The organism is Nonomuraea angiospora (assembly GCF_014873145.1).
Classification (GTDB): domain Bacteria; phylum Actinomycetota; class Actinomycetes; order Streptosporangiales; family Streptosporangiaceae; genus Nonomuraea; species Nonomuraea angiospora.
On record NZ_JADBEK010000001.1, the window covers coordinates 4,855,515 to 4,881,066 of the forward strand.

Consider the following 25,552-nt stretch of genomic DNA (forward strand, 5'->3'; position numbering starts at 1 on the left):
TTCAGCCCCTACAATCGGCCCCAGGAAGATCGACTAGAAAGGGTCGTCACATGGCCGAGGCGGACCGCGTTCCCGCCGGGATCAACCCGAACGTGCCCAGCGTCGCCCGCATGTACGACTACTACCTCGGCGGCCGCGACAACTTCGCCGCCGACCGCGAGGCGGCCGAGAAGATGATGGAGATCGGCCGGCGGATGGGCAACGACGCCCGCGAGATCGCCCTGGCCAACCGCGCCTTCATCGGTCATGCCGTACGCATGCTCGCCGAGGCCGGGGTGCGCCAGTTCGTCGACATCGGCGCGGGCCTGCCCACCCAGGACAACGTGCACCAGGTGGCCCAGCGGCACGCCCCCGGCTCCCGCGTCGTCTACGTCGACAACGACCCCATCGTGCTGGTCCACGCCCGCGCGCTGCTGGCCAGGGACCCGGACGTGCTGGCGATCGAGGGCGACCTCAAGGATCCCGACGCCATCCTGGACGACCCGCGCGTCGCGGAGCACCTCGACCTCTCCCAGCCGTACGCCGTCCTGCTGGTCGCGGTGCTGCACTTCATCCACGACGACGCCGAGGCCGACCGGATCGCCGCACGCATCCGCGAGCGCCTGCGGCCCGGGGGCCACCTGGTGCTGTCGCACCTGCTGTACGCGGGCCACGACATGGACGAGGTCGCGACGGCCGGCCAGCAAGTCTACTCCGGCACGACCTCGGGCGGCCTGGCGCGGCGCGGCTACGACGCGATCGCCTCCTACTTCGACGGCCTGGACCTGCTCGGCCCGGGCGTCGTGCCGGTGGCCGACTGGACGCCCGACGGCCGCCCCGGCGGCTCGTACGACCTCTCCAAGGGCGGCATCCTGGCCGGGGTGGGCCGCCGCCCGGCTTAGGCCGCCACCTCCAGACCTTCGCCGAACCAGGTCCTCAGGGCCTCGTCGAGCGTCTCGTCGGGCTCGCCCGCCCAGGCCACGTAGCCGTCGGGGCGCACGAGGACGGCGCCGTCGCCCTCGAAGGGCACCACGTGCACGCGCCCGTGCCGCACGCGCAGGCCGCCCGTCCCGTCGAGCAGCATGGGCCACGCGCGGGCGGCCGGCCCGGCCGGCAGGTCGGCCAGGAACCGGCCCGCCAGGGGGTGCGCCGGCGCGGGCACCGGGTAGGCCAGGTCCGCTCCGGCCATCATGGCGGCGATGCGGCGGCGGGCGCCGTCGTCGCCCAGCAGCTCGCCGAACACCTCGCGCAGGGCCGTGATCTCGGGTCCCGGCGCGGCCAGCGCGAGCTGCGCCTGGGTGTGCACGGCGACCCGCAGGGCGGCGGGGCGGCGCTCGGCGTCGTAGGTGTCGAGCAGGCCCGGCGGCGCCCAGCCCAGCACCTCGGCGGCCAGCTTCCAGGCCAGGTTGGCGGCGTCCTGCAGGCCGAGGTTGAGGCCGGGCGCGCCCATGGCCGAGTGGACGTGCGCGGCGTCGCCCACCACGAAGACCCTGCCCTCCCGGTAGCGGTCGGCGACGCGGGTGTTGCGGCCGTTGAGCCGCCTGAGCAGGTGCGGGCCCTCGCCGGTGGGCTCGGCGAGCGGCAGGTCGGCGCCGAGCACGCGGGCCAGGCCGGCGCGCAGCTCGCCGACGGTCATCGGCACGTCGTCGCCGGGCGCGCGGGCGTCCCATTCCATGGCGCTGACCAGCAGCGTCCCGGGGCCCGCGGGGAGGATCGCGTACGCGCCGCGCTCGGTCCTGTGCCAGGCGTACATCACGTACGTGCCCAGCCCCGGCACCTCCAGCTCCACCGTGCCGGGCCGGATCACCGCGCCCGGCACGCTGACGTGGGCGCTGCGGCTCACGACGTCGGTCGAGGTGACGCCGGGGAAAGCGATGCCCGCTAGCTTCCTGACCGTGCTGTGCGCGCCGTCGCAGCCGACCAGGTAGCGGGTGCGCAGCTCGTACGCGCCCTCGGGCCCCCGGAGCTCCGCCGAGACGCCGTGGGGATCCTGGGTGAAGCCGAGCAGCTCGTGCCCGCGCCTGATCTCCACGCCCAGCTCGACCGCCCGCCGCTCGATCAGCTCCTCCAGGGCGGGCTGCTTGATCCCCATCCCGTACAGCGGGTTGTCCTCCAGCCCGGCCAGGTCCAGCGGCAGCGCGCCGAACACGAAGCCCGGCATCGGCGCGTCCCGCGCGGCCAGGCCGCGCTGGTGGAGCAGCCTGACGACCTGGCCGACGATCCCGTTGGCCTTGGGCTGGTCGCTGCGCCGGGGCAGGCGCTCGACGACGGTCGGGCGCACGCCGGCCAGCGCCAGCTCGCAGGCCAGCATCAGCCCGTTGGGGCCGCCGCCGATGATCAAGATGTCCATGCGCATCTCCTCAGAGGGAAGGGTCGGGCAGCCCCGCGGCCAGCGCGCGCAGGGCCTCCCGCAGCAGGGGTACGAGCGGGACCGGCGGGTCGGAGCGCAGCCAGTGGGCGACGGCCACCTGCACGGCGGAGCCCACGGCGACGGCGACGAGGTGGGGGTAGAGGTCGCGGGCGGGGTCGGTGCCGGTGCGCTCGGCCACGGCCGCGGCCAGCTCGCTGTTCCCGGCGAACACCGCCTGCAGCGACTCGGCCCGCAGCGCGGACTCCTCCGCCAGCATCCTGATGCTCGCCAGCACGTCGGGATCGGGCGGCACGTCCGTGCGGGCCAGCGCCCAGGGCTCGACCATGGCCTCGGTCAGCGCCTCCCACAGCGGCTCCTCCGGCGGCCGCGCCCGCAGCGCCGCCACGGAACGCGTGATGCGGTCGGTGTGGCGGGCGGCGATCGCCTCGTACTTGCTGGAGAAGTAGTTGTTGAACGTGCGGGGCGAGACGCCGACCTCGGCCGCGATGTCCTCGACGCGTACGCGCTCCAGCCCGCGCTCGTGCGCCAGCCGGAGGGCGGCCGTCATCAGCGCCTCGCGCGTGGCCTGCTTCTTCCGCTCTCTCAACCCGCTCATGGACTCACCGTACGAGAAAAGTGCGGAGTCCGCAAATTTTCGGACTACGCATGTTTTATCTAACGGATGACCGAGCCCAGGCGCGTTAGATTGGAGACATGTCCCTGACCCTCGAATTCGTCAGCACGATCAGGGCCGAGCGGTCCGGATCGGTCGACAGGCTGGCCGACACGGACTCCATGACGGCCTGGGTGCGGACGCACGCGCCCGACCTCGGCGACCTCACCGTCACCGAGGAGCTGCGCCAGGAGACGGTGCGCCTGCGCCAGGCCGTACGCGCCCTGTTCGCCAGGGCCGTCGCGCCGGGCCCGCCGAGCCGGGCGGACGCGGCGAGCCTGCCCGGGTTCGAGGAGTCGCTGGCCCTGGTCAACGCCACCGCCCTGGCCGCCCCCACCGCGCCCCAACTGCGCTGGAACGGCGAGCCGTCCCTCGACACCGCGCCCGCGACGGAGGCCGGCCCCGGCGCGCGGCTGCTGGCCAGGCTCGCCACGGCGGCCGTCGAGTTCCTGGCGGGGCCGGACCGCGCCCTGGTCCGCAGCTGCCAGGCCCCGCGCTGCGTGCTCTATTTCGTCAAGGAGCACCCGCGCCAGGAGTGGTGCTCGACGGGCTGCGGCAACCGCGCCCGGGCGGCCAGGCACTACAGGGAGCACAAGAAAATCTAACGCTTGCAAGCCAAGTTTGCCGTTATAGTCTTTCTAACGGCAACTCGACCGAGCATGCGTTAGAGGAGTGGGAAATGTCCTTTCAGACCGGGCACGTCGGGCTCAACGTCACCGATCTCGACAAGTCCAAAGAGTTCTACACACGGGTCTTCGGCTTCACGCTGGCGGGCGAGTCGCACGAGGACGGCCGCCGGTACGCGTTCCTGACCCAGGACGGCACGCTGGTGCTGACGCTCTGGCAGCAGAGCGCGGGCCGCTTCGAGGCCGCCCGCCCGGGGCTGCACCACCTGTCGTTCCAGGTGGCGGACCTCGACGCGGTACGCCGGGCGGAGACGGTGATCAGGGAGATCGGCGCGACCCTCTACCACGACGGCGTCGTGCCGCACCGCGAGGGCGCCTCGTCGGGTGGCGTGTTCTTCGCCGACCCCGACGGCATCCGGCTGGAGATCTTCGCCCCGGACGGCGCGGGTGACCGGCCCGCGCCCAGCTCCGAGGCGCCGACCTGCGGGTTCTTCTAATGAGACATCCGGGCGAGATCGCCGTGCAGCGCCGGGCGGGAGTGCGGCTGGAGGACCATGGGAGCTCGCGGACCCGCCCGGAGATCCCGGAGCCGGCGGCCGAGTTCCTGCGGAACCAGCACATGATCGTCCTGGGCGCGGCCGACGACGGCGGCCGCGTGTGGGCGGGCGTGCTCACGGGCCCCGCGGGGTTCGCCTCCGCGGCGGACGACCGCACGATCGTGCTGCGCGCCCTGCCGGGGGCCGACGACCCCCTGCACGGGCTGTTCGAGCGGGAACGGGACATCGGCCTGATCGCCATCGAGCCGCACACGCGGCGCCGGATGCGCGTGAACGGCACCGCCGTGCGGGCCGGCGACGCCCTGGTGGTGTGGACGGAGCAGGTCTACTCCAACTGCCCCAAGTACATCCAGACCCGCTCCCCCACCTCCGCTCCGGGCGAGCCCGCGGGGCTGGGGCGCGGGAGCTCGCTGACCGACCGGCACCGCGGGTGGATCGCGGAGGCGGACACGTTCTTCATCGCCACGCGGGCCGAAGGGCTCGGGGCGGACGTGTCACACCGAGGCGGCAACCCCGGATTCGTCCGGGTGACGGGGGCGCGCTCGCTGGAGTTCCCCGACTACCAGGGCAACTCGATGTACATGACGCTGGGCAACCTGGAGCTGGACCCGGCGGCGGGGCTGCTGTTCGTGGACTGGGAGCATGGGGAGACGCTGCAGCTCACGGGCCGGGCCCGGGTGGAATGGGGGGATCGGCGGACGGTGCGCTTCGAGCTGGACGAGTATGCGCACCTGGGCGGGACCGTGTCGGCCGGCTGGACGGCTCCGGGGTATCACCGTTTCAACCCGCCGGTCTAGGAACGCCGGAACTCCAGCCCGCGCACGGCCGATCGCGGACCCGCGAGGTCACATCCACGAGTCCGCGATCGGCACCGCGCTGTAGTCCTCCCCCGCGACCGGGCGGATCTCCTCCCAGTGCACCCATCGCGCGCCCTCGCTCGCCCGCGGCGGCCAGAGCAGGAATCCCCATCGCACCCCTTCGGCGTCGTCGCCCCAGGCCAGCAGGTAGCGGGCCGTCGTGGCGTGCTCCACGACGGGCGGGCGCCAGAGCTCGGGCAGGTCCTGCGTGTCGATATCCATACCGATCATTATACGAACACGTATTCGATATCTCCAGGAGTGCTAGGCTATGACTGAATATCCGATCCAGTCATAGGGACACACATGGCTGTGGCATTCACGACCGAGGAGCGGGCGCGCATCACCGCGTCCCTCCTCGACACCGCCGAAGAGCTCTTCGCCACCCAGGGGCTGAAGAAGACCTCGCTCGACGAGCTGGTCGCGGCCTCGGGCATCGCCAAGGGCAGCTTCTACGCGTTCTTCGAGTCCAAGGAGGAGCTGTACAAGGAGGTGATGATCCGCAGGGCGCCCATGCTCGGCAAGCGGCTGGCCGCGGCCCTGGACCGGCCGCCCGGCGTCGAGGCGCTCGCCCACATCATGCGCGAGCTGATCGACGTGCTCACGACCGACCCGTTCTACCGGCGGCTGCTCACCCGGCCCGAGGAGCTGGAGGCGGTGGCGCGCAGGGTCGGAGCCGAGGAGGTCGCCCGCGTCACGCCCCACCTGCTGACGCCGCTGCTCGACTACCTCGCGCGGGGGCAGGCCGACGGCGTCATCGTCGCGGACGTCCCGCCCGAGGTGCTGGTCGGCGTGCTGCGCACGGCCGGCCTGCTGGTGCTCAACCGCGACAGGTTCGGGCCCGACCACTCCCAGGTGGTCGAGGCCACCATCAACACGCTGGCCAGGGGGCTCGTCGCATGAATGTGCTGAAGAAGTACGCGCAGGCCGCGGGCATGACGGACGAGGCGTGGAAGCGGCACGCCAACCCGTGGAGCGTCTGGACCCGGTTCGCGGCCATCCCGCTGATGATCGCGGCCATCTGGAGCAGGGAGTGGCTCGGCTGGTGGGCCCTCGTCCCGGTGGGCCTGGTCGTCGTCTGGCTGGCGGTCAATCCGCACGTCTTCCCGGCGGTCGAGCAGCCTGGCAGCTGGTCGGCCCGGGGCATCTACGGCGAGAAGCTGTGGCTGCGCGACCGGTCGCTGGTCACCGGCGACCACCGAAACGTGCAGCGGCTGCTCATCGGGGTGGGCGCGGCGGGGTTCGCGCTGCTCATCTGGGGGCTGATCGCGCTCGACGGCTGGCCGACGGTGTTCGGCGCCACGCTGATCACGCTCGGCCAGCTCTGGCGCATCGACCGGCTCGGCCAGCTCTACCTGGCCCACCGCGACACCGCTCCCGAGTAAGGGCTCCAACGAGAAACCGCCCCTGCCCATCGGAGTGGGCCAGAGGCGGTCGGGTCGGGGTGGAGCTATGGGGATTCGAACCCCAGACCTCCTCCATGCCATGGAGGCGCGCTACCAACTGCGCCATAGCCCCTTGCTGCGTGTACGAGTGTATCCGACTTACGGACCCCTCAAGCACACGTTAAAAGGTAGGTATACGGAGAGTAAAAGCTTGCTACTGTCCGTTGCCGTGTTCAGCGTGCAACCAGTACCCCTGACCCCGCGATGCGCTCAGCTCCTCGACCGCCGCGAGCATGCCGTGATCGGCGTCAGCGCGCTCAACGGCTACTTCACCCCCCGCACCATCAGGCACCTCCTCGGCTGGGCGACCCGGACGTTCGCCCGGGTGCACGTCCTCGTGCCCGGCGTCGAGCTGGCCGGGACGCTGGTCGCCAGGGGGTTCCCGGCGGCCAGGGCCGGGGCCAAGGCGAGGGCGGCGGCCAACAACACCCGCAACCGGGTGATCCGCGCGCTCGACGCCCTCGACCCGCCCGACGCCACCGTGTTCGACTGGAACGAGCTGGCCGCCGACCCGGCCTACGAGGGCGCGCGGACGGGGCTGGAGCGGCTGTTCGCCACCGATCCGGTCTTCAGGGAGCACTGCATGGACGCGATACGCCCGATCGTCGGCACCCCCGAGCTCTCCCGCGAGCAGGCCGAGAGCGCCCTGCCGTTCCTCCTGGCCGAGCTGCCCTTCGTGATCGACAGCCCGTCGATCCTCGGCACGGGCTCGTCGGTGTTCTGCTACCCCCGGCCGATGCCGATGGTGGACCTGCTCTACGCCGGCCTGCTGCCCGTACGCCCCGCACCCGCGCAGGGATTCGTCTCCACCACATTGACAGAGGCGGCCCGGCCCACTCACCATCTCAGTGACTCTATGTAATTATCTCGTCACCAGAGGTGGCCGGCTGTGGATGCGAATGCCCGAAATGCTGGACATGCGTTCGACACGAGCGACATGGATCACAACGGCTACCTCGACCACCGCGACATGATCGTGGTGGCCTCCGCGCTGTGCGCCCGGCTCGGGCTCTCCGGGCAGGACGCGCAGCGGGTGACCGACGCGTACGAGCGGGTCTGGCAGTACGCCGTCCGCGCCATCGGCACCGACCCCGAGGGCCGCATCAGCAGGCGGTCCTACATCGACTACGCGCTAGCCCCTGAGCTCGACCGCACCGAGTTCGTCGCCAACGTGGTCAGGCCGATCACCGACGCCCTCTGGGACGCGCTCGACGGCGACGGCGACGACCGGCTCGACCGGGCCGAGTTCCTGCGCCTGTGGTCGGCGTACGACGTGGCGGGGGCGGCGTCACGGGCGGCGTTCGATCGGCTGCGCGGCAACAAGGTGGCGCACGTGTCGAAGGACGGGTTCGCCCAGGCGATGTACGACTTCTACTACAGCTCCGCCACCGCCGCCCCCATACTCGGCTGAAGCCCTCACCCCACCGATCGGGCCTGGTCGATGAGCTGGACCAGCTCCGTCACCATCGGGTCCTCGCTGGCCGGCGCCAGCCGGGCGGCCTGCTCCTTGAGCTCGGGCAGGTCCATGCCGAACGCCTTGCGGTCGCGCAGGTAGACCGCGAACGCGGCCACCACCACGTCCACCTGGAACCTGACCGGCGCCTTGTCCAGCGACGCGGCCAGCTCGTCGGCCCGCAGCGACTTGCTCGCCTCGGAGGCGGAGCGGGTGTCGGGGTCCTGCCAGCGCACGGTGGCCTGGGCGAGCTGCCCGCCGGCGCCCGGCTTGAGCCGCAGCGAGTAGAGCGCGGTGACCGAGTGGCCGGGGCCGACCTCGCCGCCGTCGCGGGTGTCGTCGCGGAAGTCCTCCGTGTCCAGCGCGCGGTTCTCGTACCCGATGAGCTGGTAGCGCTCCACCACCGACGGGTTGAAGACCACCTGGGCCTTGGCGTCGCGCGCCCGCAGCTCGATGTTCGCGGGCAGCTGCGTGGTGAAGACCTTGTCGGCCTCCTCCTGAGTGCTGACGTACACGGCCATGCCGTCGCCGTTGTCGGCGAGCTGCTCCATCAGCTCGTCGCCGTAGTCGCGGCCGACGCCGACGGTGAGCAGCGTGACCTGCTTGCCCGCGTACTCCTTGACCTGGCCGAGGATGGTACGCCACTCGGTGGGGCCCTGGTTGGCCAGGCCGTCGGAGAGCAGGATGACCCGGTTCGTGGCGGCGGGGCGGAACGCCTTGGACGCCTCCTGGTAGCCGGTGACGAGCCCGGCCGACAGGTTGGTGCCGCCCGAGACGGTCAGCTCGTTCACCGCGTCGCGCAGCTCGTCCCGCGCGGTCAGCGGGGTCATCGACGCCAGCACCTCGGCGTCGTCGCTGAAGGACACGATCGACACCTGGTCGCCGGGCGCGAGCTGTTCGAGCAGTTTGAGCAGGGCCGACTTGACCAGGTCCAGCCGGCCGGTCTCGGCCATCGAGCCGGAGACGTCGACGACGAACGTGAGGTTGGCGGGCCGCCGCGCCGCCGCGTCCGAGCCGCGCGTCTGCAGGCCCACGCGCAGGATCGCCTGGTCGCGCTCCGGCAGCCTCGCGCCGTCCACGTGCACCGCGAAGCCGTCGTCCGACGGCGGCGCGTAGTCCTGCCGGAAGGCGTTGACCCACTCCTCCGGGCGGATCTCCCCGGGCGCCGGCCAGCGGCCTGTCTTGAGGGTCTGTCGGGCGTAACCGTACGAGGCCGTGTCCACGTCGAGGGCGAACGTGGAGATCTGGGCCGTGGTCGTGTCCTCCTCACCGTTCGTCTTGGCGGGTGACGCGGACGGGCGAGCCGGGGCCGGTTCCTCGTGCGCCGGAGCCTTCGCCGCGCGTTCACCACTGGTCGTGCTTCCGGAGCCGCCTCCGCACGCAGAGAGGGCGAGCAGCGCAACAATGCCGATTCCCGCCGCTAAAGGGCGAAATTTCATTGCAACCACCTCCATGCCCTACGACGGAACTTGATCTACGCTGGCCGAGCCGGTGACGTAAGCGAGCACAAACCGCGATCGACGCGTGATCAGTTGTGACAGCTGCGACAGCCGGGGTGACCAGGAGTGCGTCCGGACCGCCGGGATGTGGCCCTAGCGTGACAACGCCGCGTCCTCGACCCGCACCCGTACGGTGAGCAGCACCGCGTTGGCGGCGGCGAAGGCCAGCGCGGTGAGCCAGGCCGAGTGGACCAGCGGCAGCGCGAGGCCCTCGGCGACCACGGCCACGTAGTTGGGGTGCCGCAGCCACCGGTACGGCCCCCGGTGCACCAGCGGCATTCCCGGCACCACGACCACGCGGGTGTTCCACCGCCTGCCCAGCGTGCCGACGCACCACCAGCGCAGCCCCTGGGCCAGGACGACGACCGCCAGCATCGGCCAGCCCAGCGCCGGGACGAAGGGGCGGCCGAGCAGCCACACCTCGGCGGGCGCCGCCCCGAGGAGCGCCACGTGGGCCACGACGATCCAGGGGTAGTGCCGCCGGCCGTACTCGACGCCGCCCCTGGACCTGGCCCAGGCCAGGTTGCGGCGGGCCACCGCCAGCTCGGCCAGCCGCTCCAGCACGACCAGCCCGATCAGGACGAGGTACGCGCTCACCAGTGCAGCAGCAACAGCTCGGCGGAGAACCCCGGGCCCAGCGCGAGGAGCACGGCGGGAGTGTCCGGCCGGCCCCGCGTCTCCTGGAGCACGTGCAGCACCGAGACCGAGGACAGGTTGCCGTGCTCGCGCAGCGACCGCCAGGTCACGTCGAGCGCCTTGGGAGGCAGGCCGAGGGTCCGCGTGATCGCCTCGATGACCTTGGGGCCGCCGGGATGGCAGACCCAGGTGGCGACCTGCTCGGGGGTCAGGCCGTAGTCCGCCAGGAACGCCTTGATGTCACCGGCCAGCACCTGCTCCACGAACGCGGTCAGGTCCGGGTCCAGCACGATCCGGAACCCGTGCGGCCCGACCTCCCAGCCCATGAGGTGCTCGGTGTTGGGATAGAGCCGGCTGCGGGTGGCGACGACCTCGGGGCCCTGGCCGCGCCCGGTCGCCACGACGGCCGCCGCGCCGTCCCCGAACAGGGCGCTGGCCACCAGGTTCGCGAGCGAGGTGTCGTCCCGCTGGATCGTCAGCGAGCACAGCTCCACGCACACCAGCAGCGCGACGTGGTCGGGCCAGCCGCGCAGGTAGTCGTGCAGGCGCGACAGCCCCGACGCGCCCGCCGCGCACCCGAGTCCGAACACGGGCACCCGCTTGACGTCCGGCCGCAGCCCCACGCGCTGGGCCAGCCTGGCGTCGAGCGAGGGCGTGGCGATGCCGGTGGTCGAGCAGAGCACCAGGTGATCGACGCGCTCCGGGCGCACGCCGGCCTTGTTCAGGGCGCCCTTGACGGCCTGTTCGGTCAGGTCGAGGGCCGTTTCGAGGTAGATGTCGTTCGCGCGGGCGAAGGAGTCGAGCTTGGTGTAGTCGGCCAGCGGGAGCGCGAGATTGCGGCCTTCCACGCCGGCCGCCGCGTGGAATCGGCGCAGCAACTCCTCGTCGCAGTCGGTCAGCCGGGAGAACGCCTCGGTGATCTCCACCTGCGCGTAGCGATGATCCGGCAAAACGGTCTGCACGGCCGATATATGCATATACCTCTCTTGCCGCTGAAAGGCGCGGGCTAACATGCGAGGCATGCTCCTGCCGCATCCCTCCAGGCCGCATCGGGTGGCCGTGCTGGCGTTCGACGGCATGGCGCCGTTCGAGCTCGGCTGCGTCGTGGAGTTCTTCGGGCTGGCCCGGCCCGAGCTGGACCTCCCGTGGTACTCGCTCGCGGTGTGCGCGGAGACGCCGGAGCCGCTGCGGGTGGTGGGCGGGTTCACCATGCAGGCGGCGCACGGGCTGGACGTGCTGGCCGAGGCCGACACGGTGATCGTGCCCGGGGTGGCGGACGTGCGCGGAGAGGTCTCCGGCGCGCTCGTGTCCGCGCTGCGGCTCGCGCACTCGCGCGGCGCGCGCCTGGTGTCGATCTGCTCGGGCGCGTTCGCGCTGGCGGCGGCCGGGCTGCTGGACGGGCGCGAGGCCACCACCCACTGGAAGTACGCCGAGCTGCTCCAGGAGCGTTTCCCGCTCGTCCGGGTCAACCCCTCGGTCCTGTACGTGGACGGCGGCGACGTGCTGACCAGCGCGGGCAGCGCGGCGGGCCTCGACCTGCTGGTCCACCTCGTACGCGGCGACCACGGCCCGAACGTGGCCAACTCCGTGGCCCGCCGCCTGGTCATCCCGCCCCACCGGGAGGGTGGTCAGGCGCAGTTCATCCAGGCCGCGGTGACGCCGGTGACGGAGGACGACGGGGTGGGCAGGGCGATGGCGTGGGCCCTGGAGCACCTGGCCGGGCCGATCGCCGTGGCGGACCTGGCCAGGGTGGCGCACATGTCGGAGCGCTCGTTCATCAGGCACTTCAAGCGGCAGACCGGCACCAGCCCGCTGCGGTGGGTGATCTCGCAGCGGGTGGCGGCCAGCCTGCCGATGCTGGAGTCCACCGGGGCGCCGGTGGAGGAGATCGGGGCGGCGGTCGGGTTCGAGAGCGCGGTGACGTTCCGGCACCACTTCACGCGGGCCATGCGGACCTCGCCGTCGGCGTACCGGCGGGCCTTCAGCGCCTGACCTCCAGGCGGGCCTCAGGTCGTGAGCCTCCACAGGGAGGTGACCTCGGCGGCGCGGGCCTCGTGCAGCGGGTCCTGCTCGTCCTTCGGCCGGTGGTGGCGGGGCGGGACGTCCAGGCGCCCGGCAACGCGCAGCCCCGCCCGCTCGAACGCGGCCGTCAGGTCGGCCCGGGTGCGCAGGCCGAGGTGCTCGGCCAGGTCGGAGAGGATCAGCCAGCCTTCGCCTCCCGGCTCCAGATGCCCGGCCAGACCGTCGAGGAACCCGTGCAGCATCCGCCCGCCGGGATCGTAAACGGCCTGGTCGAGGGGCGAGACCGGCTTGGCGGGCAACCACGGCGGATTGCACACGATCAGCGGCGCCCGGCCGGGCGGGAAGAGGTCGGCGCGCACGACCTCCACCCGGTCGTCCAGCCCGAGGCGGGCGAGGTTGTCCTCGGCGCACTCGACTGAGCGCCGGTCGAGGTCGGTGGCCACGACCCGGCGCACGCCCCGTCTGGCCAGCACGGCGGCCAGCACGCCGGTGCCGGTGCCGATGTCGAAGGCCAGCCGGCGGTCCTCCGGCAGCGGCGCCCGCGCGACGAGGTCGACGTATTCGCCCCTGATCGGCGAGAACACGCCGTGGTGCGGGTGGACGCGGGCCTCGAGCGCGGGGACGTAGACGCCCTTGCGCCGCCATTCGTGGGCCCCGATCAGGCCGAGCAGCTCGCGTAGCTGGCCCACCGCCGGCGGGGCCTCCGCGCCGTACACCTCGGCGCACGCCTCGCGCACGTCCGGCGCCCTGCGCAGCGGCACCACGTGGTCTTCCGCGAACGGGACGAGCAGCATGCCCAGCGTGCGGGCGCGCTGGGACCGGGCCTGGCGGTAGCGGTGGAACCCGGCGCCGGGGGCGGCGGGCTTGCATCGGCGCCCCATGGCGGTCAGCAACTGGCGGGCGTTCTGGAAGTCGCCCTGCCAGAGCAGCGCGGTGCCCTCGCAGGCCAGCCGGTAGGCGGTGTCAGCCGTCATCCGGTCGTCGGCCGTGACCACCCGCCTGGGTGGCGGCGCGCCCAGCGCCGAACGCCAGATCGCCGACCGTTCCTGCCCTGCCTCGGTCCAGTGGATCATCAGAACCCGACCGTTTCACATGCCACGCCCGCGCGGCCACCCATTTACGGCAACAGCCCAAGGCGCTGGTGTCTCTCCCACCGTACGCCCGCCACCAGGGAGAGGACGACGCGCCGGGTCATCTGGCGCGCAGGGCGTCGAGACTCAGCGTGAAGTGGCGGTGCCAGCGCCCGGGAGCGGCCTCCGCCACGCGCGAGTTGGCCATCATGAAGAACGCCAGGTCGGTCGGCCCGACGTCCGCCCGCAGCGACCCCGCCCGCTGGGCCCGCTCGACCAGCCGGACGATCAGCCGGTTGACCTCGGACCCGTCGCTCCGGTGCGCCAGGAGACCTCCGGGCCACCGCCCACGCCGCCGGCCTGACGGACGAGCGCGTTCCGCCCGGCGGTCAGTTCCCGCGTTCGGCGGTGACGAGCTCGCGGGTGGCCGGCGCGACCTCGCCCGCGAACAGCTCCACCACCGACGGGTCGTCCGCCATCAGGATGAACGTGCTGACGCCGTGCTCCAGGGCGAGACCGGCGAGCTCTTCCGCCCACTGGTCCGGCGGCCCGTCGAGCAGGCCGCGGCTGGAGCTCGCGAAGCGGCCCGAGAGGTTCAGCAGCCGGCGTACGTCGGCGGGCGAGCGGCCGGCGGACTGCGCGGCCTCGTCGATGTGCTTGTTCCCCTCCGTGAGGTCGCCAGGACCGCCCTGCAGGTAGGACAGCGACGGCAGCCAGCCGTCGGCGGCGCGGCCGGTCAGCTTGAGCATCTTCGGCTTGTAGGCGCCGAGCCAGATCCCGATGTCATGGGCCGGGGCGGGGCCGCGTTTGGCGCCTTTGACCTGGTAGTACTCGCCGTCCACCCGGACACCGCCCGGCTCGTCGGCCGCCCAGATCTCGCGGAAGATCCCGATCGCCTCCTCCAACGCGTCCACGGCCTGGCCGGGGGACAGCCGCCGGCCGCCCATGGCCTCGATGGCGTCCCAGAACCCGCCCGCGCCGATGCCCAGCTCGAAACGGCCCCCGCTGAGCAGGTCGAGGCTGGCCGCGCTGCGGGCCAGCACGGCCGGGTGCCGCAGCGGCAGGTTGAGCACGTTGCCGCTGAGCCGGACGCGCTCGGTGCGGGCGGCCACGTAGGACAGCAGGGTCCAGGTGTCGAGGAACTTCGGCTGATAGGGGTGGTCCTGGAACGTCACCAGGTCCAGGCCGGCGCGGTCGGCCGCCACCGCCACCTCCACCGCGTGCGTGGCGGGCTGCGCCGTGGGGGTGACGAACGCGCCGAACAGCAGGTCGTGCCCGTAGTCGGTCATCTATGACTCCTCAGGTCGGATGTTGAAGTTGTCGCGGAAGACGTTGTCCGGGTCGTACCGTTCCTTGAGCTCGCGCAACCGCCGCAGGGTGCTCGGCGGGAACGCGTCGCCCAGCCGCTCGGGGCGCCCGTCGGTCTCGAAGCTGAGGTAGAGGCCGTTGACGTACGGCTCCAGCCGGGCCCACTCCCTGTCCACCCGCTGCCGGTTCGCCCCGAACGCGATGACCGAGAAATTGGCGGAGCGGTGGGCGTAGGCGGTGGCGTCCGCGGGGACGTCGGCCACCGCGCCGCCGACCGAGCGGATCTGGAAGAAGTACACCGCGCCGCTGTGGATCAGCCGCGCCGCGGCGGCGGCGAACTCCGGGGTGAGGTGGTCGACCAGCCCGGAGCGGGTGACCGGCTCCCCCTGGCCGTTGTGGCCGTCGCCGGCCGCGTTGGCCATGACGGCGGCGTACGAGGTGATCACGACCTGCTGGTCGAGCAGCGGGGCGATGTCCGCCATCGGCTGGAGCCGGTCGATGACGGTCTCCGGCACGCCCGCGTTGACCATGGCCATCACGTGCCCGGTCGCCGGCCGTCCGGCGCGCGGCGGGCTCACGATGAGGAAGCTCGTGAGGTCGCGCGGGGCCGCCTCCTGGACCGCGCCCCACCTTTCGAGGAACGTGGCCGTGTCCCCGGCGTCCATGACGAGCTGCGCCCACCCGACGTCGCCGACCTCGTCCACCTGGAACTCGAACGCCGTGACGACGCCGAAGTTCGCGCCCGCGCCGCGTACCGCCCAGAACAGGTCCGCGTTCTCCGTCTCGCTCGCCCGCACCACCGAGCCGTCGGCGAGCACCATCTCGACGGCGCGCAGGTGGTCGATGGTCAGGCCGTGGTCGCGCGCCAGGAACCCGAGCCCGCCGGCGGTGGCCAGGCCGCCGACGCCGACGCCGCCGTAGTCGCCGGAGCTGAGCGCCCACCCGTACGGCTCCAGGGCCGCGGCGACGTCCGTCCAGCGCGCGCCGGGCCCGATCCTGACCAGGCGGCTCTCCCGGTCGAGCACCTCGATGGAGTCCAGCCCGGACACGTCGACGACGATGCCGCCGTCGTTGGTGGAGCGGCCGCTGATCCCGTGGCCGCCGCTGCGCACCCCCAGCGGCAGGTGCGGGTGGGCCCGCGCGACCGCCAGCGCCTCGGCCACCTGGCCGGCGTCGCCCGGCCGGATGACCAGCCCCGGCGCGCCGCCCCGCAGGTACGTCGACCTGACCCGCGAATACCCCGGATCGCCCGGCTCGATCACCGGGAGGGAGGCGGGCACCCGGTCGTAGTCGATCCCGGCTCGCCGCAGGGCGCGCACGGAGGCGCGGCGCAGCTGGCGGCCGGTCGGTCCCACGGCCTCACGCAGCGCGGGCGCCACCTCCAGCACGAACCGCTCGATGTCCTCCGGGTCGTCCGACCTGAGGATGAACGTCCCGATCCCGTCCTCGACGGCCAGCGGGAGGAGGTCCGCCACGCCGGACCGCGCCGGGACGTCGACCAGCCGGCGGATCTCCCGGGGATCGCGCCCGGCCGCCACCGCGGCCTCGTCGATGAGCTTGTTCCCGGCCCTGATCCGGTCCGGCCCGACCTCGTCGAGGGACACCAGCCAGCCGTCCGCCCGCTCCCCCACCAGCCGCAGCGCCCGCGCGTCGGCCGCGCCCAGCCAGATCGGCACGTCGTGCGCGGCCGGCGGCCCCGGCTGCGCGCCCCCGAGCCGGTAGTGCTCGCCGTCGAAGCGCAGCGGCCCGCCGTCCGCGTCCCACATGCCGCGGATCACGTCGATCGCCTCGCCGGTCTCCTCGACGGCCCCCAGCGCGAGCGACAGCCGCCCGCCGGACAGCAGGTCGAGGCCGGCCGCCGCGCGGGCGAGCACGGCGGGCGGGCGCAGCGCGAGGTCCAGGACGTTGGCCGACAGGCCCACCCGCGAGGTCCGCCCGGCCACCCACGACAGAAGCGTCCACGTGTCGAACGTGTCCCGATGATCCGGGAAGGTGACCAGGTCGTACCCCAGTTCCTCACTCCGGACCGCCAGCGACACGGCGTCGGCTCCGGGGGTGAGGAACGTGCCGAACGTCAGTGGATGGCCGTAGTTCATCCGAGCTCTCTCCAAAAGGTTGATGCATCAACCATACTAGACTGTCGTCATGTCCACGCTCTCCACCCGTCAGGCGGCCCAGTGGGCCAGCTACCAGCGCATGCGCGTGCAGCTCACCGGGCGGATCAACCGGGAGCTCGCCGGGGCCACGGGTCTGTCGGAGGCCGACTACGAGATCCTCGCCCACCTCTCCGAGTCGCCCGACGAGTCGATGCGGGCGCTGGCGCTGCGCTGCGGGCTGGCGTGGGAGAAGAGCCGCCTGTCCCACCAGCTGCGGCGCATGGAGCAGCGCGGGCTGGTCACGCGCGCCGAGTGCGAGGAGGACAACCGGGGGTCGGTCATCCGGGTCACCGAGGAGGGCCGCCGGCTCGCCGCCGAGGCCAGGGTCCACCACGAGAGGGCCGTACGGCGCTACGTCGTCGACGTGCTGACCCCGGCCCAGCTGGAGGCCCTGGGCGCCATCGCCGAGACCGTGCTAGGCCGGCTCACGGATGAGGAGCACCACGCATAGGACGATTGTCATACCGAGGTCAGGATCGATGGCCCGTCAACGCGGCGCCGCGGTGGTGATCCGGGAGGTGGCCCGGAGGAAGGGCCTCGGGTGGCCGAGCATCGTGCTGATGGCCCTCGCCTACGGCGTGTTCGAGGAGGGCATCATGACGATGTCGCTCTTCAACCCCGACTACGCCGGGCAGCGGCTGCTCGACCCCGGCTACGTGCCCGCGCTCGGGATCGGGGTGCCGTGGACGCTGTTCGTGCTGGCCCTGCACACGGTGTGGAGCATGAGCGTGCCCATCGCGGTCATGGAGGAGCTGGCCGGCGAGCGGCGGACCACCCCGTGGCTGGGCAGGATCGGCCTGGGCGCGGCGGCGGTGCTGGCCGTGCTGGGAGCCGCGTCGACCACGCTGTTCTCCTACCAGAACGGGCACTTCCTCGCGTCAGTGCCGCAGCTCGCGTCCATCGTGGTGATCGTGGTCCTGCTGGTGGTGGCGGCCTTCCGGCTGCCGGGGGCGAGCCGGGCCACAGAGCGGACCACGGGCCCGGCACCTTCGCCGTGGCTGGTGCTCGGGGCGGCGCTGGTCGCCGGGCTGGTGTTCGAGCTGCAGACGGTGATCGAGGACCTGCCCGTCTGGCTGACCATCGCCGCGCTCGCCGCGGCCGAGGCGGGCATCGGCTGGCCGGCGCTCACCTGGTCGGCGCGCGAGGGGTGGGCCGGCGGGCACCGGATGGCGCTGCCGGCCGTGGCGCTTCAGAGGGCGAAGTCGAATGTGTAGGAGTGCGAGCCGTCAGGGGCGATGATGATGTCCATCTCGCCCCTGAGCCCCCGCAGCTCCCCCGTCGCCGAGTCGGGGACGACCGAGATTCTCAGCGACCGCTCGCCGCGGTCGCTGACCGCGTTGTGCTGCACGACGAAGGCCCCCGCGCGGCCGTCGAGAGTGCCCTCGATGCGCTCCAGCGCCACGTACGACCTCGAGTCCTCGACCTGCGTCGAGGCCGTCAGCAGGTGGACGACGCTGGTGGCCGTCAGGTCCCCGTGGAAGGTCTTGGACATGGTCACGAGCCCGATCGAGACGCCGTCACGCTCCACGAACGGCGCTTGTGCGTCCCAGCCTGCGGTGTCGAAGGTTCCCTTGGCGGTCATGGCTCCATCGTGCCGGTCATACCTGTCAGCTCCCGTCAGGTACCGGCGAGGCGCTCCACCACCGGCGCGAACTCGTCCAGGTACTGGGCGTTCACCGACACGTACGAGACGCCGAGCCGGTCGCGGCGCCTGCGGAGGGTGTCCGCCATCTCGTCCGGGGTGCCCAGCAGGACGCCGGTGCCGCCGGCCGGGACGCTCAGCCAGGAGGGCGGCTCGGCCCCGGCGGCCGCGAGGTTCATGCTGAGCTCCAGGTCGTGGAAGCGGTCGCCGGCCAGCTCGTACAGCTCGTCCAGCTTCGCCGCCACCTGGTCCTCCGTGTAGTGCGGCGGCAGGCCGAGTGCCACGGTGTCGGCCTTCTGGGCGGCGAGCTTGAGGAGCCTGGTCCCGGACGCGGCGACCAGGACGCGGACGTCCTTGACCGCGTCGATGGCCTGCGCGACCCGCTCGATGCGCCGGCCGGGCGTGCCGTACTCGACGCCGAGCGCCGCGGCGTCCCGCTCCGCGTCGGGGCGTCCGGCGCCCAGGCCCAGCTCGAAGCGCCCGTCGGTGAGCGCGTGCAGGGTGGCGGTCTCCCACGCCACGGCCTCGGGAGTCCGGTTGGCGGCGCTCAGCACGAACGTGCCGACGCGCAGGGTCGTCGTGGCCGTCGCGGCCACGGCGGCGGCGACGAAGGGCGACAGCGTGCCGAGCGTGTCGGGGACCAGCAGCGTCGAGTAGCCGAGGCTCTCCGTCCTGCGGGCCAGGCCGGTCCACGCGCCGGCGTCGGTGGCATGTCCGGCGACCGCGCCGAACCTGAACGGGTGATCGGTCATGCCACCAACGATCGCGGATCCACGCCGCGGCGACATCGTCCCCCGGACCGGTGGTCTCCTACATCCGGGGGCGCATGCCCGCGCGAGAGTGCTACTCCTGCAGCAGTATCCGCGTGAAGTCGTTGGCGAACTTGCCCTGGGGGTCGAGCCGCCGTACGAGCGAGCGGAACTCGTCGGGGCACTCGGGCCGGCGGGTGAACAGCTTGCCCCAGTGCGGCCTGGGCGCGAACGGCGCCAGCGTCTCCTCCACCAGCTCCAGCACCGGCAGCACCGCGGCCACGTCCCTGATCCAGGTGAAGTGGATGCCGACGCTGTCGCGGCCGCGGAAGGGGCTCAGCCACAGGTCGTCGGGGGCGATCGAGCGGACCTCCGAGATCTGCAGGACGGGCCGGATCCGGTCGCCGATCGCGTACAGCTCGCGCAGCGCCTTGACCGCGTGCTCCCGGGGCAGGATGAGCTCCGACTGCAGCTCGTCGCCCGCGCCGCTCGGCTCGGCGTCCGGCCGGAAGTGCGGCAGCCGCTCGTACCACGGCCCGGGCACGCCGAGCTGGATCGTGCAGTTCTCCGCCGACATCGCGGGCAGCGGGTGACGGGGACCGTCGGCCGGGGTGGTGCCGAACCAGTCGGCCTCGGTCAGCTCCTCGGTGCTCTTCAGCCAGACGCGGGTGTCGCGCCAGTCGGTGAAGAGGCTGACGCTGTAGGCGCCGGACATGATCTGGTCGAAGTCGGCGAGCGCGCCCACGGTCAGGCCCTCGCGTACGTACTGGCGCACCTCGAAGGCCGGCACCAGGTCGAGGGTCAGCGAGGTGACGATGCCGAGCGCGCCGAGGGCCACCACCGCGCCGGGGAAGTCGGCGTCGCCGCGGGAGAGGGTGAGCACGGAGCCGTCGGCGGTGACGAGGTCGAGCGAGGACACGGCCGCGGCCAGGCCGGGGACGGCGTCGCCGGAGCCGTGCGTACCGGTCGCGACCGAGCCGGCCACGGAGATGTGCGGCAGCGAGGCCAGGTTCGCCAGCGCGAACCCGGCCCGGTGCACCTGCGGCGCGAGCCGCGCGTACGTCATGCGCGCGGGCACCCGCACCGTGGCCGCCGCGCTGTCGATCTCCACCGCGTCCGGCATCCGGTCGAGCACGACGAGGTCGCCGTCGGTGTCCGCGACGTCGTTGAACGAGTGGCCGGTCCCCAGCGCCCGCACGCGGGAGCCGGCCGAGACGAGCCCCTGGAGCTCGTCGAGCGAGGTCGGGTGATGGACAGCTTGCGCCCGAAATGCGGTGTTTCCCGCCCAATTGGTCAGCGTCACGGCATTACCTTCCCACAAACCACCTTGTCAGCCCGGCCCGGGTGCCGCTAGCTTCATGATCCGCTGACGGAGGTGTGCCGTGCTCTACCTGTCCGAGGCCATCGGCCTTGTCACGCTTGTGCTCTGGCTCTACTGCCTCTTCGACGCGATCACCACGCCCGACGTGCTCTGCAGGAACCTGCCGAAGATCGTCTGGGTGGTCATCGTGCTGCTGTTCCCGCTGATCGGCTCCGTCGCCTGGCTGGTGGCCGGCCGCCCGGACCGGTCGCAGGCGGTCACGCGCCCGAGCGCGTTCCCCGAGTACGACCGCCCGGGCCGCTTCGCCGCCGTCAACCCGGACGACGACGAGGAGTTCCTGCGCCGCTGCCGCGAACGCGCCGAGGAGCAGCGCAGGAACGCCCCCAAGAAGCCGCCCGAGGACTAGAAGCCCTGGGCCAGGCGGTAGTACGCCTGGTTCCAGCGGATCTCCTTGGTGAACCGCTCGGTCGTCGTGTCGGCGTCGATGATCAGCAGCTCCACGCCCAGCATGTCGGCCAGGTCGGTCAGCTCCGCGCGGCCGATCGCCGTGGAGAGCACCGTGTGGTGCGGCGCGCCCGCCGTGAGCCACGACTCCGTGGACGTCCGCAGGTTGGGGCGGGGGCTCCAGACCGCGCGGGCGACCGGCAGCTTGGGCAGCGGCTGGGGCGGGGCCACGAGGTCGATCTCGTTGGCCACCAGCCGGAACCGGTCGCCCATGTCGGCCAGGCCCACCACGATGCCGGGGCCGGGCTCGGCGTCGAACACGAGCCGGACCGGGTCCTCCCTGTTGCCGATGCCCAGCGGGTGGATCTCGCACGACGGCGTGCCGGAGGCGATCGAGGGGCAGACCTCCAGCATGTGCGCGCCCAGGATGAGCTCCTGGCCGGGCGACAGGTCGTAGGTGTAGTCCTCCATGAACGACGTGCCGCCGGGCGCCATGGACTTCAGGGTGCGCAGGAGGACCGAGGTCTTCCAGTCGCCCTCGCCGCCGAAGCCGTACCCGTCGGCCATGAGCCGCTGCACGGCCAGGCCGGGGAGCTGGCGCAGGCCGCCGAGGTCCTCGAAGTTCGTGGTGAACGCCTTGAAGCCGCCCGACTCCAGGAAGCCGCGCAGGCCCAGCTCGATCCTGGCCGCGTACCGCAGCGACTCGTTGCGCTCGCCGAGCAGCTCGGGAGCGACGGTGTACTGCTCGGCGTACTCCTTGACCAGCGCCGTCACGTCCGCGTCCGAGGCCGCGTCCACGGCCTCCACCAGGTCGTTCACGCCGTAGGTGTTGACCGAGACGCCGAAGCGGAGCTGCGCCTCGACCTTGTCGCCCTCGGTGACCGCCACGTCGCGCATGTTGTCGCCGAAGCGGGCCAGCTTCAGCGTGCGCACCTCGGCCAGGCCCTTGGCGGCCCGCACCCAGGTCAGGATGCGCTCGCCCACGGCCGGGTCGCTGACGTGCCCGGCCACGGTCTTGCGCGGCACGCCCAGCCGCGTCTGCACGAACCCGAACTCACGGTCGCCGTGGGCGGCCTGGTTGAGGTTCATGAAGTCCATGTCGATGGTGCTCCACGGGAGCTCCACGTTGGCCTGCGTGTGCAGGTGCAGCAGCGGCTTGCGCAGCGCGTCGAGCCCCGCGATCCACATCTTGGCCGGGGAGAAGGTGTGCATCCACGCGATCACGCCGGCGCACGAGTCGTCGGCGTTGGCCTCCAGCATCACGCGCCTGATCGCCGCCGCGTCGGTGAGCACGGGCTTCCACTCGACGGGCATGGGCAGCTGCTCGGCGATGCGCTGAGACTGCTCGGCCACCTGGCGCAGCGTGTCCTCGCCGTACAGCCCCTGGCTGCCGGTCAGAAACCAGATCTTCAACGCGGGCTCCTCTGTCCGTAGACGTTCTGATAGCGGTCGTAAAGGCGGTCGATGTCGTCCTGCGGGATCGGCAGCGGCTCGCCGAGCTGCCTGGCCACGTGGACGGTCCGGGCCACGTCCTCGCACATGACGGCGGCCTTCACGGCCGCCTTCGGGTCCTTGCCGATGCTGAACACGCCGTGGTTCTGCATGAGGACGGCCTTGGAACGGTGGCCCTTGAGCGTCTCGACGATGCCCTGGCCGATCGAGTCGTCACCGATCAGCGCGAACGGGCCGAGCGGGATCTCGCCGCCGAACTCGTCGGCCATCGCGGTCAGCACGCACGGGATGGCCTCGCCGCGCGCCGCCCAGGCGGAGGCGTAGGTGGAGTGGGTGTGCACGACGCCGCCGACGTCGGGCAGGTTGCGGTAGACGTACGCGTGCGCGGCGGTGTCGCTGGACGGCGAGTGCTCGCCCTCCACGAGGTTGCCGTCGAGGTCGCACACGACCATGTTCTCCGGCGTCAGCTCGTCGTAGGAGACCCCGGACGGCTTGATGACGAACAGGTCCTCGCCCGGGATCCGGCCCGAGACGTTGCCCGCGGTCCAGACGACCAGGTTGTAGCGGACCAGCTCGGCATGCAGGTCGGCGACAGTCTTTCTCATGCTCATGCCTGGGCCTCGTTCCTGATCGCGCGGAGGGTGTGCAGGGCCTTTCCGTCTCCGAAGAAGTCGTGGAGCCTGCGGTACTCGGCGTAGAGCCGGTCGTAGGCGTCGGCGCTCGCCGCGTCGGGCACGTACGCGGCCTCGGTGCGCTTGCCCATGGCCGCGGCGGCCTCCTGGATGCCCGGGTAGGCGCCGGCGGCGACGGCCGCGTGGATGGCCGAGCCGAGCGCCGGGCCCTGGTCGGAGCCGATGACCGACAGCGGGCGGCGCAGCACGTCGGCGTAGACCTGCATGAGGAAGCGGTTCTTCAGCAGGCCGCCGGCGACCACGAACTCCTCGACCGGCACGCCCGACTTCTCGAACGTCTCCACGATCATCCGGGCGCCGAAGGCGGTGGACTCGATGAGCGCCCGGTAGACGTCCTCGGGCTTGGTGGCCAGGGTCTGGCCGATGATCACGCCGGACAGGTTGTGGTCCACGAGCACCGAGCGGTTGCCGCCGAACCAGTCGAGCGCGACCAGGCCGTGCTCGCCGACCGCCTGCTTCTCGGCCAGCGCGGTCAGGCTCTCGTGGTCGAGGTCGCCCCCGAAGTTGTCCACGAACCAGGCGAAGATGTCGCCGACCGCGGACTGGCCGGCCTCGTAGCCCCAGAGGCCGGGCACGATGCCGTCGCGTACGACGCCGCACATGCCGGGCACCTCGGCGAGCTGGTCGCTGGGCATGATGTGGCAGGTGGAGGTGCCCATGATGGCCACCATCTGGCCGGGCCTGACGGCGTCGGCGGCGGCCGCGGTGACGTGCGCGTCCACGTTGCCGACGGCCACGGCCGCGCCCTCGGGCAGCCCGGTCCACTCGGCGGCCTGCGCGGTCAGGCGCCCGGCGAGGCCGCCGAGAGGGGCCAGCGTGGTGCCGTTGACCTGGTCACCGACCTGACCGGTGGCGAGCTTGCCCGCGAAACCGGCGAAGCCGGGGTTGAGCTCGGCGAGGAACTCCTCGGACGGGTAGGAGCCGTCCTGGAAGATCCCCTTGTAACCCACAGTGCAGATGTTGCGGCTCTCGACGCCGGTGAGCTGCCAGATGATCCAGTCGGCCGCCTCGATCCAGCGCTCGGTCCTGGCGTACACCTCGGGGGCCTCCTCCAGGACCTGCAGGCCCTTGGCGAACTCCCACTCCGAGGAGATCTTGCCCCCGTAGCGCGGCAGCCAGCTCTCCCCCCGGCGCGCGGCCAGCTCGTTGATCCGGTCGGCGTGCGACTGCGCGGCGTGGTGCTTCCACAGCTTCGGCCACGCGTGCGGCTCGGACGGGGTCTCGAAGCACAGCGGCGTGCCATCCGCCGTCGTGGGCAGCACGGTGCAGGCGGTGAAGTCGGTGCCGATGCCGATGATCTCCTCGGGCGCGACGCCCGAGGCGGCGACCGCCTGGGGGACGGCGATCTTCAGCACGTCGATCCAGTCCTGCGGCGACTGCAGCGCCCAGTCGGGGCCCAGCCTCTCGTCGGATCCCGGCAGGCTGTGCTCGATGACGCGGTGGGCGTACTCGTGGACGGCACTGCCCAGCTCCGCGCCGTCGCTCACGCGGACGACGACGGCACGCCCCGAGAGCGTGCCGAAGTCGACTCCGACCACGTAACTGTTAGCGTTCACATTCCACTCCAGGGGATTTTTTCTGTGGCCTGCACATCATCTACCGCCGCCGGGCCGAGGTGCTCGACCGCACGACGAAGCTGGGAGGGACGACCAGGCGCTCGTAGGCGGTGGGCCCGGCGTCGATCTGGCGCAGCAGCACCTCGATGCAGTGCCTGCCCACCACGTCGAAGTCCTGCCTGACCGTGGTGAGCGGCGGCGAGAAGAACTCCGACTCGGGGATGTCGTCGAAGCCCACCACGCTGATCTGGTCGGGCACCCGCACGCCGGCCTCGCTGAGCGCGCGCAGCACGCCGAGCGCCATCTGGTCGTTGCCGGCGAACACGGCCGTGACGCCCTCCATCGCCGCCAGGCTCTTGCCGGCCTCGTAGCCGGCGCGCGGGCTCCAGTCGCCGGCCAGCGGCTCGGGCACCGGCCGGCCGGCCTCCTCCAGGGCCGCGCGCCAGCCCTCGATCCGGCCCTCGGTCTCCAGCCAGTCGGGGGCGCCGCTGACGTGCCAGACGGTCTCGTGACCCAGCTCCAGGAGGTGGCGGGTGGCGAGCCTGGCGCCCTGGACCTGGTCGATGCAGACCACCGACACGTCGGCGCTGTGGGTGCCCTCGACCGCGACCGCCGGCATGCCGGTCGGCAGGTTCTCCAGGGCGCGCCCGGCCGAGCGTTGCGGCGCGACCACCACGACCCCGTCCACGCCCTGCTCGGCGAGGTAGTCGATGGCGTCGCGCACGCTGGCCGCGTCGATCGACTTCAGGCTGACGATGCTCACGAAGTAGCCCGCGGTCCTGGCCGCCTGCTCGATGCCGTAGATCGTGCTGGCCGGGCCGTACAGCGTGGTGTCGAAGCTCACCACGCCGAGCGTCCTCGACCGCTTGGTGACCAGGGCGCGGGCGACCAGGTTACGCCGGTAGCCCAGCCGGGTGATCGCCTCCTCCACCCGGGCGCGGGTGTCCGCCCGGACGTTCGGGTGGTCGTTGAGCACCCGGGAGACCGTCTGGTGCGACACGCCCGCTTCCTTGGCCACATCGGCCATGACCGGCAGGCGGCGCTTGGGGGTCGTCACGGTCTCTC

The 25,552-nt window shown here is 72.3% G+C and carries 29 protein-coding genes and 1 tRNA gene; 12 read left to right on the top strand and 18 right to left on the bottom strand.

Annotation, left to right across the window (positions count from 1 at the left end):
• Positions 1 to 50: 50 nt before the first annotated feature.
• Positions 51 to 881, top strand: a complete 831-nt coding sequence (locus tag H4W80_RS21870; RefSeq protein WP_192786801.1) for an SAM-dependent methyltransferase — start codon at positions 51 to 53, stop codon at positions 879 to 881.
• Here the strand turns inward: H4W80_RS21870 and H4W80_RS21875 are convergent.
• Together H4W80_RS21875 and H4W80_RS21880 are read right to left on the bottom strand one after the other, a co-directional pair.
• A complete protein-coding gene (locus H4W80_RS21875) occupies positions 878 to 2,329 on the bottom strand; it encodes an FAD-dependent monooxygenase (protein ID WP_225963591.1) in 1,452 nt (483 codons plus the stop codon). The genes H4W80_RS21870 and H4W80_RS21875 overlap by 4 nt on opposite strands.
• 10 nt (positions 2,330 to 2,339) lie before the next feature.
• The gene (locus H4W80_RS21880; protein ID WP_192786803.1) at positions 2,340 to 2,945 is read right to left on the bottom strand and encodes a TetR/AcrR family transcriptional regulator; all 606 of its coding nucleotides are present in this window, start codon (positions 2,943 to 2,945) and stop codon (positions 2,340 to 2,342) included.
• A gap of 98 nt (positions 2,946 to 3,043) precedes the next feature.
• On the opposite strand from H4W80_RS21880, the gene H4W80_RS21885 reads away from it, so the two are divergent.
• The 3 genes from H4W80_RS21885 (at position 3,044) to H4W80_RS21895 (ending at position 4,982) form a co-directional block, all read left to right on the top strand.
• Positions 3,044 to 3,607 carry a CGNR zinc finger domain-containing protein gene (locus H4W80_RS21885; protein ID WP_192786804.1) on the top strand — a complete coding sequence of 188 codons (564 nt, stop codon included), beginning with the start codon at positions 3,044 to 3,046 and terminating at the stop codon, positions 3,605 to 3,607.
• Between the two features lie 74 nt (positions 3,608 to 3,681).
• Positions 3,682 to 4,125, top strand: a complete 444-nt coding sequence (locus H4W80_RS21890) for a VOC family protein (RefSeq protein ID WP_192786805.1) — start codon at positions 3,682 to 3,684, stop codon at positions 4,123 to 4,125.
• Entirely contained in the window at positions 4,125 to 4,982 is an 858-nt protein-coding gene (locus tag H4W80_RS21895) for a pyridoxamine 5'-phosphate oxidase family protein (protein WP_192786806.1), read from the top strand. The genes H4W80_RS21890 and H4W80_RS21895 overlap by 1 nt, the downstream gene beginning before the upstream one ends.
• 48 nt (positions 4,983 to 5,030) lie before the next feature.
• On the opposite strand, the gene H4W80_RS21900 is transcribed toward H4W80_RS21895, so the two are convergent.
• Positions 5,031 to 5,264 carry a hypothetical protein gene (locus H4W80_RS21900; RefSeq protein ID WP_192786807.1) on the bottom strand — a complete coding sequence of 78 codons (234 nt, stop codon included), beginning with the start codon at positions 5,262 to 5,264 and terminating at the stop codon, positions 5,031 to 5,033.
• Between the two features lie 84 nt (positions 5,265 to 5,348).
• Here H4W80_RS21900 and H4W80_RS21905 point away from each other — a divergent pair, with 84 nt between their 5' ends.
• Entirely contained in the window at positions 5,349 to 5,945 is a 597-nt protein-coding gene (locus H4W80_RS21905) for a TetR/AcrR family transcriptional regulator (RefSeq protein WP_192786808.1), read from the top strand.
• Positions 5,942 to 6,427 carry a DUF6653 family protein gene (locus tag H4W80_RS21910; RefSeq protein WP_192786809.1) on the top strand — a complete coding sequence of 162 codons (486 nt, stop codon included), beginning with the start codon at positions 5,942 to 5,944 and terminating at the stop codon, positions 6,425 to 6,427. Before H4W80_RS21905 ends, H4W80_RS21910 begins: the two co-directional genes overlap by 4 nt.
• Positions 6,428 to 6,487: 60 nt before the next feature.
• Here H4W80_RS21910 and H4W80_RS21915 read toward each other — a convergent pair.
• Positions 6,488 to 6,560: transfer RNA gene (locus H4W80_RS21915), tRNA-Ala, on the bottom strand.
• Between the two features lie 105 nt (positions 6,561 to 6,665).
• Between H4W80_RS21915 and H4W80_RS21920 the strand changes: the two genes are divergently transcribed.
• Both H4W80_RS21920 and H4W80_RS21925 read left to right on the top strand, forming a co-directional pair.
• On the top strand, positions 6,666 to 7,349 hold the full coding sequence (locus H4W80_RS21920) for a tRNA-dependent cyclodipeptide synthase (protein WP_192786810.1): 684 nt from the start codon (positions 6,666 to 6,668) through the stop codon (positions 7,347 to 7,349).
• Positions 7,350 to 7,424: 75 nt separating this feature from the next.
• Positions 7,425 to 7,898: an EF-hand domain-containing protein gene (locus H4W80_RS21925; protein WP_192786811.1), complete on the top strand. Its 474-nt coding sequence runs from the start codon at positions 7,425 to 7,427 to the stop codon at positions 7,896 to 7,898.
• Positions 7,899 to 7,903: 5 nt separating this feature from the next.
• Here the strand turns inward: H4W80_RS21925 and H4W80_RS21930 are convergent, their stop codons facing one another.
• From H4W80_RS21930 to H4W80_RS21940, 3 genes are all read right to left on the bottom strand, one after another.
• Positions 7,904 to 9,379: a vWA domain-containing protein gene (locus H4W80_RS21930; RefSeq protein ID WP_192786812.1), complete on the bottom strand. Its 1,476-nt coding sequence runs from the start codon at positions 9,377 to 9,379 to the stop codon at positions 7,904 to 7,906.
• 153 nt (positions 9,380 to 9,532) lie between these two features.
• Entirely contained in the window at positions 9,533 to 10,036 is a 504-nt protein-coding gene (locus H4W80_RS21935) for an isoprenylcysteine carboxyl methyltransferase family protein (protein WP_192786813.1), read from the bottom strand.
• Positions 10,033 to 11,154, bottom strand: coding sequence for a type III polyketide synthase (locus tag H4W80_RS21940; RefSeq protein ID WP_318786991.1), 1,122 nt, complete (start codon positions 11,152 to 11,154; stop codon positions 10,033 to 10,035). Before H4W80_RS21940 ends, H4W80_RS21935 begins: the two co-directional genes overlap by 4 nt.
• Between H4W80_RS21940 and H4W80_RS21945 the strand changes: the two genes are divergently transcribed.
• A complete protein-coding gene (locus H4W80_RS21945) occupies positions 11,096 to 12,067 on the top strand; it encodes a helix-turn-helix domain-containing protein (protein ID WP_192786815.1) in 972 nt (323 codons plus the stop codon). The genes H4W80_RS21940 and H4W80_RS21945 overlap by 59 nt on opposite strands.
• A 14-nt stretch (positions 12,068 to 12,081) precedes the next feature.
• Here the strand turns inward: H4W80_RS21945 and H4W80_RS21950 are convergent, their stop codons facing one another.
• The 4 genes from H4W80_RS21950 to H4W80_RS21960 all read right to left on the bottom strand — a co-directional run bounded on the left by H4W80_RS21950 (position 12,082) and on the right by H4W80_RS21960 (position 16,571).
• Positions 12,082 to 13,170: a methyltransferase gene (locus H4W80_RS21950; RefSeq protein ID WP_192786816.1), complete on the bottom strand. Its 1,089-nt coding sequence runs from the start codon at positions 13,168 to 13,170 to the stop codon at positions 12,082 to 12,084.
• A gap of 118 nt (positions 13,171 to 13,288) precedes the next feature.
• Entirely contained in the window at positions 13,289 to 13,495 is a 207-nt protein-coding gene (locus H4W80_RS64580) for an SbtR family transcriptional regulator (RefSeq protein ID WP_378526862.1), read from the bottom strand.
• Positions 13,496 to 13,556: 61 nt separating this feature from the next.
• Positions 13,557 to 14,456 (bottom strand): LLM class flavin-dependent oxidoreductase, encoded by a 900-nt coding sequence (locus H4W80_RS21955; protein WP_192786817.1) that lies wholly within the window; start codon positions 14,454 to 14,456, stop codon positions 13,557 to 13,559.
• On the bottom strand, positions 14,457 to 16,571 hold the full coding sequence (locus H4W80_RS21960; RefSeq protein ID WP_192786818.1) for an LLM class flavin-dependent oxidoreductase: 2,115 nt from the start codon (positions 16,569 to 16,571) through the stop codon (positions 14,457 to 14,459).
• 49 nt (positions 16,572 to 16,620) lie between these two features.
• On the opposite strand from H4W80_RS21960, the gene H4W80_RS21965 reads away from it, so the two are divergent.
• On the top strand, positions 16,621 to 17,082 hold the full coding sequence (locus H4W80_RS21965; protein ID WP_192786819.1) for a MarR family winged helix-turn-helix transcriptional regulator: 462 nt from the start codon (positions 16,621 to 16,623) through the stop codon (positions 17,080 to 17,082).
• A 28-nt stretch (positions 17,083 to 17,110) separates the two neighbouring features.
• The gene (locus H4W80_RS21970) at positions 17,111 to 17,845 is read left to right on the top strand and encodes a hypothetical protein (protein WP_192786820.1); all 735 of its coding nucleotides are present in this window, start codon (positions 17,111 to 17,113) and stop codon (positions 17,843 to 17,845) included.
• Here H4W80_RS21970 and H4W80_RS21975 read toward each other — a convergent pair.
• The 3 genes from H4W80_RS21975 to H4W80_RS21985 all read right to left on the bottom strand — a co-directional run bounded on the left by H4W80_RS21975 (position 17,821) and on the right by H4W80_RS21985 (position 20,325).
• On the bottom strand, positions 17,821 to 18,213 hold the full coding sequence (locus tag H4W80_RS21975; RefSeq protein ID WP_192786821.1) for a DUF3224 domain-containing protein: 393 nt from the start codon (positions 18,211 to 18,213) through the stop codon (positions 17,821 to 17,823). The genes H4W80_RS21970 and H4W80_RS21975 overlap by 25 nt on opposite strands.
• Positions 18,214 to 18,248: 35 nt before the next feature.
• Positions 18,249 to 19,025 carry an LLM class flavin-dependent oxidoreductase gene (locus tag H4W80_RS21980; RefSeq protein ID WP_192786822.1) on the bottom strand — a complete coding sequence of 259 codons (777 nt, stop codon included), beginning with the start codon at positions 19,023 to 19,025 and terminating at the stop codon, positions 18,249 to 18,251.
• A gap of 91 nt (positions 19,026 to 19,116) precedes the next feature.
• On the bottom strand, positions 19,117 to 20,325 hold the full coding sequence (locus tag H4W80_RS21985; RefSeq protein ID WP_192786823.1) for an FAD-binding protein: 1,209 nt from the start codon (positions 20,323 to 20,325) through the stop codon (positions 19,117 to 19,119).
• A 79-nt stretch (positions 20,326 to 20,404) separates the two neighbouring features.
• On the opposite strand from H4W80_RS21985, the gene H4W80_RS21990 reads away from it, so the two are divergent.
• Entirely contained in the window at positions 20,405 to 20,749 is a 345-nt protein-coding gene (locus H4W80_RS21990) for a PLD nuclease N-terminal domain-containing protein (protein ID WP_192786824.1), read from the top strand.
• Here the strand turns inward: H4W80_RS21990 and araA are convergent.
• Genes araA through H4W80_RS22010 form a run of 4 tightly spaced genes read right to left on the bottom strand, consistent with a single transcriptional unit; the run spans position 20,746 to position 25,544 of the window.
• On the bottom strand, positions 20,746 to 22,200 hold the full coding sequence (araA, locus tag H4W80_RS21995; RefSeq protein ID WP_192786825.1) for an L-arabinose isomerase: 1,455 nt from the start codon (positions 22,198 to 22,200) through the stop codon (positions 20,746 to 20,748). The two genes, H4W80_RS21990 and araA, sit on opposite strands and share 4 nt — an antisense overlap.
• The gene (locus H4W80_RS22000; RefSeq protein WP_225963594.1) at positions 22,197 to 22,844 is read right to left on the bottom strand and encodes an L-ribulose-5-phosphate 4-epimerase; all 648 of its coding nucleotides are present in this window, start codon (positions 22,842 to 22,844) and stop codon (positions 22,197 to 22,199) included. Before H4W80_RS22000 ends, araA begins: the two co-directional genes overlap by 4 nt.
• Before the next feature lie 2 nt (positions 22,845 to 22,846).
• Positions 22,847 to 24,469, bottom strand: a complete 1,623-nt coding sequence (gene araB / locus H4W80_RS22005; RefSeq protein WP_192793656.1) for a ribulokinase — start codon at positions 24,467 to 24,469, stop codon at positions 22,847 to 22,849.
• Between the two features lie 58 nt (positions 24,470 to 24,527).
• Positions 24,528 to 25,544, bottom strand: coding sequence for a LacI family DNA-binding transcriptional regulator (locus H4W80_RS22010; RefSeq protein WP_378526857.1), 1,017 nt, complete (start codon positions 25,542 to 25,544; stop codon positions 24,528 to 24,530).
• Positions 25,545 to 25,552 lie beyond the last annotated feature (8 nt).